Genomic DNA, 5,071 nt, shown 5'->3' with positions numbered 1-5,071 from the left:
AGCCTCCACAAAACTGAACTGACCGCTCGGCTTCGTCGTCATCGCAAGATCCCTGTTTCAAAAACAGGGAATCACATCCACACAATTTTGCAACAGGCCCTTGTGGGGAGGGGTTAGGGGTGGGGGTCCGTGCCGGGCAGACATCTCAAGAATTCCACGTGCGATTCCCCTGCCCACAAGGGGGAGGGTGAGCGCAGCTACTGCCGCTTGTATTCCCGCACCGGCGACTTGGTGCCGTCGGTGTAGGTGACCTGCACCGACATCGATTTCACGCTGTCGGCGACCTTGAAATAGGGCTGGTAGTCGTAGGGGATGGCGTAAGGGTCCTTCTTGTCGCAACGCGGCATCTTGATCTCCTTGTCGAGCGCCGCGCCGTTCAGGCTGTAGTGCACCTGTTTGATGGCGCAGCGGTAGGACAGCATCTGGGTGAAATAGACCAGCCCGTGATTGCCGCTGGCATCGAAGGCGATCCACGAGGTCCAGAACTGGTCGAGGATCTGCTTGTTGCCCTGCTGGAGTGCCGCCTCCGGGTCGAAGCGGATGTCGAACGGGCCGGTCTCGCGGCCCCTGATGTCGAGATATTTGATCGCGATGATCCCGGCCACGGTGCTGTCGGGCATCTCGAAGCTCGGATTGGCCATCGGCTTGCCGGTGGTCTGGTCGTTCATGGCCAGGAAACCGGTGTCGGTGAACGGACCGCTGTCGCCCATGCGCCATGAGATGGCGGTCGCCGGCTCCGGCAGCGAGATGGTCATCGACCAGCCCTGGTTGGAGCGCATCGGCGTCAGCGAAGGCACGAAGCGGGCGGGATCGAGCACGTCGCCGAGCGCTGCCAGCCGGCTGCGGCTGCGGTCCAGCCAGTCGGCCAACTGCGTCTGGTCGACGAAATATTTGAGCAGCCCGCCATCCTTCTCGTAGGACGTGAACTTGGTCAGCGCCTTGGCCTCGTTGCGCTTGTCGGCCAGCGTCTGGGCGCCGAGCCGGTCTTCCGAAAACTCCTGCGCCAAAAGGAAATAGGCCGGCGCGAAATCCGCGTTGGCGGCGATGAAGGCGTTGAGTTTGTCGAGCCGCTGGGCGTCGTCGAACTGCTGGATATGCACCAGCTTGATCGATAGCGCCTTGCCCTTGTCGGCAAGCGCGCCGAACACTTCGCGCGCGCCGGCCTTGCCGTCCTGCACCCGAAGCAGCGTGGCAAAGCGCGTGTAGGGATCGATGGCGTCGACATCGAAGCCGGCAAAGGCAAGATAGGAACGCCGCGCATTGAGCATGTCGCCGGACAGCTCGTAGACGCGGGCATTGTGGTAGAACTCGTCCGGCCGCTTCGGCTCGGCGATCGCCCCGCCCTGTGCGGCAAGCGCGGCAAACCCCTTGGCGATGGTGTCGATCGAGGCGGCGATCTGCGTCGTCGTCGCTTGCAGCTTCTCGGTCTGGGCCTGCTGCTGCGCCTGGCCGGCGGCCAGCGTCTCGGTCTGTTTCTTCACCTCTTCGGTGGTCTTTTGCACTTCCGCCGTCTGCTGCGTCTGCTGCTGCTGGGCGTTAGCGATCTCATCGGCCTTCTTCTCCACCGTGTCGGTCGTCTGCTTGACCTGTTCGACCGTCTTCTGCGTTTGCGTGACGGTCTGCTCGATCCTGGCCACTTTTTCGGTAACGATCCCCATCGACTGCTGCAGCCCGGCAATGGCCGGCACCAGGCTGGCGATCACCCCGTTCTGGGCGTTGGTCTGCTGCTGCAGGCCGTAGACGCCGCCGGCAACGGCCGCTGCTGTTGTGGCGAAGATCAAGGCCGGCAGCGCTCTGGCCGCCAGCACCAGCCTGAGCACGATGGCGATGGCGATGATGATTGCGGCGATAGCGGCGACCAGCGCGATATAGGCGGCGAACGGCGCCAGCGGATTGAGGATGTCGGAGGCCGCACCCCCGATAAAGGCGACGCTGCCGGCCCATTTACCGGTGCGGCTGAGTGATGCCCTGATAAGCGAGGGCGCAGCGCCCCCGGCCCCGATATTCGTCATGCCAAGCCCCCAAGCCCTCGGATACCACGCCCCTTCCCACGGGAAACGCGGCCCTGGCAAGGAAAGACACGGGAAAACCGGCGTTTTCGGGGCGGCTTCGCAGGCTTGGGTTCCTCGCCCCTGCCGGAGGCGGAGCAATCGCATATGGGAAGCGGAAGCTTTCGCTCTACGAATACCCCACCCCTAACCCCTCCCCACAAGGGGGAGGGAGACTTCTGTAGGCGCTGATCTCGGCAACTGTCGATATCTCGACGTCCAAGACGAATAAGAGCGCGCGGCAGCATCCCCTCCCCCTTGTGGGGAGGGTTAGGGTGGGGGTCCATCTTCGCAAAAATCCGTATGCGATTGCCCTGCGCTGTGCAGAGGCGAGGAACTGAGCCCGATGCCCTCGACAATCCTGGGGCTAACCGGCATTAACCAAATGGACGCATCACTTGCGTTACGTTAGCTTCGTCTCATCTCAGCAACAGCCGACCCCAGAACAGTCCTGCCCTTGTCCAGCCCCCTTCCGCTCATCCAGAGAGTTTTCGCGGCACTCGTCCTGCTGGTGCTGCTTGCCGGCTGCTCGACCACGACGCCACCCGACAGCGTGCTGGCCGTGCCGGCGCCGGCGCAGAAATATGCGGCCATCGTCGTTGACGCCAGGACCGGCAAGCAGCTGTTCGAGGTCAGCTCGACGGCGCAGCGCTACCCGGCCTCGCTGACCAAGATGATGACGCTGTATCTTCTGTTCGAGGCGCTGGAGTCCGGCCGCGTCAGCAAGCAGACGCAGATCCCGGTGTCGGACCACGCCGCCTCGCAGCCGCCGACCAAGCTGCGCTTCCGGCGCGGCGAAAGCATCGACGTCGATTCGGCGATCCGCGCCATCGTCGTCAAATCGGCCAACGACGTGGCGGTGGCGGTCGGCGAATATCTCGGCGGCTCGGAAGATCAGTTCGCCGCCATGATGACATCCAAAGCCCGCCAGCTCGGCATGACCAGCACCAGCTTCCGCAATGCGTCGGGCCTGCCCGATGATGGCCAGATGACGACGGCGCGCGACATGGCGGTGCTCGGCATGGCGCTGCGTCAGCGCTTTCCCCAGCAGTTCCACTATTTCTCCGAAAGCGACTTCATGTTCCGCGGCAGGCTGGTGCGCGGCCACAACGACATGCTCGGCCGCGTGCGCGGCGTCGACGGCATCAAGACCGGCTACATCAGGGCGTCGGGCTTCAACATCGTCACCTCCTACAATGCCGACGGCCGCAGCCTGATCGTCGTGGTGATGGGCGCCGACTCAGCCCGCCAGCGCAACGACCATGTCGAAGCGCTGATCCAGCGCAGTTTGTCGCCAACGGTGGATGGCACCAAGACGAGGCTGATGTTCGCGGAACAGTAGTGGCCGCGGCGCGGTTCGCGTCCAGGCGCGCGGTGACGGATAGGAATTTTTTCTTGACTCGGTGAGGGCAGCTACGCTACTGTTTTGGGTATGGTGCTGAGTCGCGCCAATTGATCCACTGGAAACGTGACCCGCCCGCAAGGCGGGTTTTTTGCTGCTGGTCGAAGACTGCCAGGACCCCAGAAGACGATGCGGCGTCCAAGGAGCCGGGCAAGCGCAACGACCATGTCGAGGGTTGGCGATTAGCGGAAACAGCCCCATCGCTTCGTCATCCTAGGGCGAAGCAAGGAGCGAAGCGACGCGGCGCAGACCCTAGGATCCATGCCGCGACCTCAAAGCTCCGCAGCGGTGCTGAATTCTGCTCCGCTGCACCCTCCACGAACGTCCCGGCATGGATCCTCGGGTCTGCGCGTCCGCTTCGCTCCCGCTCCGCCCGTGGATGACGAAATCGAGGAGGCTTCGGCAAACCTCGAACGTCACCACCCTGAACCTGCGAAGGGCGCCTGCCGGCGCATCGAGCCACATCGCCTCTCCGATCAAAACCACTTGTCCGGCCCGCGAAATCCGTGTCCCGCGCTGGCTATGCGCCGCCACCTCTGCTTATCGTCCCCCGCAGCACCACCAGGAGCCCGCACCATGAGCACCGTCCCCAAAACGCCCGAGCAACCGGCCGACAACCAGCACGACAGCGGCGGCGAATATTTCGAGGCGCCGATCCTTGGTGAGCTGGAGGCCGATCCGGTGTCGGACGAGCACTTCGAGACGCCCGAAGTGCCGGACTCCGAACCCGCAGGCCCAGGCGCCCAACGCGGCAAACCGAAGAAAAAACCGTCGGCGATATCGGGTCGGAAATTCCGCAAGCGCGATCTGGTGCGCATCGACACGCTGCGCCCGAGCCTCGCCGACCGCATCCGGTCGGACCATCCCGACCTGCCGGCCGGCGCCCGCATCAGCCGCGCCGAACTCGGCCGCTACCGCATGCGCTACATGGAGGAGCTGCTGCAGCAGGAGCATGGCGAATTCTCCGAGCTCGACCGTCAGGTGGTCGAATCGATCGCCAGGCAGGACACGATTTCCGAAAACTCGGAAGAAGAATTCGAGGAGCACCGGACCTTCGCGGACCGCGTCTCCGACAACATGGCGGCCTTCGGCGGCAGCTGGTGGTTCCTGATCTCGTTCGGCAGCGTGCTGCTGGTGTGGATCGGCATCAATCTGATCGCGGGCATGAGCAGCGCCTTCGATCCCTATCCCTTCATCCTGCTCAACCTGCTGCTCTCCTGCATCGCCGCCATCCAGGCGCCGATCATCATGATGAGCCAGAGGCGGCAAGAGTCGAAGGACCGCCTGCGCTCCTTCAACGACTACCGCGTCAACCTCAAGGCCGAGCTGGAAGTGCGCCATCTGCACGAAAAGCTAGACTACCTCATCTCGCGCCAATGGACACGGCTGGCCGAAATGCAGCAGATGCAGCTGGATGCGATGCACGAACTGGCCGGTGCGAAGAAGCCGAAGCGGGCGGTGCGGGGGCGGCGGACGGTGAAGGCGGGGGAGTGAGAGGGTTCCTCGCCCCCACAAGGTGGGGGAGAGCGACTATCTGGGGTGTCAAGTTGCAATTACGAACTCGTTGCGCGCATCGCGTGCTTTTGCATTGAGGATGACCAGGAGTTTTCTGGCGAGTGCG

The 5,071-nt window shown here is 63.7% G+C and carries 3 protein-coding genes; 2 read left to right on the top strand and 1 reads right to left on the bottom strand.

Features of this window, described 5'->3' with window-relative positions:
* Nucleotides 1-197: 197 nt before the first annotated feature.
* Nucleotides 198-2,012, bottom strand: a complete 1,815-nt coding sequence (locus NKK51_RS32275; RefSeq protein ID WP_352556325.1) for a methyl-accepting chemotaxis protein — start codon at nucleotides 2,010-2,012, stop codon at nucleotides 198-200.
* Between the two features lie 493 nt (nucleotides 2,013-2,505).
* Between NKK51_RS32275 and NKK51_RS32270 the strand changes: the two genes are divergently transcribed.
* Nucleotides 2,506-3,390 carry a D-alanyl-D-alanine carboxypeptidase family protein gene (locus tag NKK51_RS32270; RefSeq protein WP_352556323.1) on the top strand — a complete coding sequence of 295 codons (885 nt, stop codon included), beginning with the start codon at nucleotides 2,506-2,508 and terminating at the stop codon, nucleotides 3,388-3,390.
* A gap of 636 nt (nucleotides 3,391-4,026) precedes the next feature.
* Nucleotides 4,027-4,944 carry a DUF1003 domain-containing protein gene (locus tag NKK51_RS32265; protein WP_352556321.1) on the top strand — a complete coding sequence of 306 codons (918 nt, stop codon included), beginning with the start codon at nucleotides 4,027-4,029 and terminating at the stop codon, nucleotides 4,942-4,944.
* Nucleotides 4,945-5,071 lie beyond the last annotated feature (127 nt).

It is taken from the genome of Mesorhizobium sp. M0011 (genome assembly GCF_040324155.1).
Lineage (GTDB): Bacteria > Pseudomonadota > Alphaproteobacteria > Rhizobiales > Rhizobiaceae > Mesorhizobium.
The sequence above is the reverse complement of the archived record's forward strand: the minus strand, read 5'-3'. Positions and strand labels throughout refer to the sequence as shown.

Bases quoted from the DNA above. Each gene is read 5' to 3' on its own strand.
- NKK51_RS32275 (WP_352556325.1), bottom strand. From the start codon at position 2,012: ATGACGAATATCGGGGCCGGGGGCGCTGCGCCCTCGCTTATCAGGGCA.
- NKK51_RS32265 (WP_352556321.1), top strand. From the start codon at position 4,027: ATGAGCACCGTCCCCAAAACGCCCGAGCAACCGGCCGACAACCAGCAC.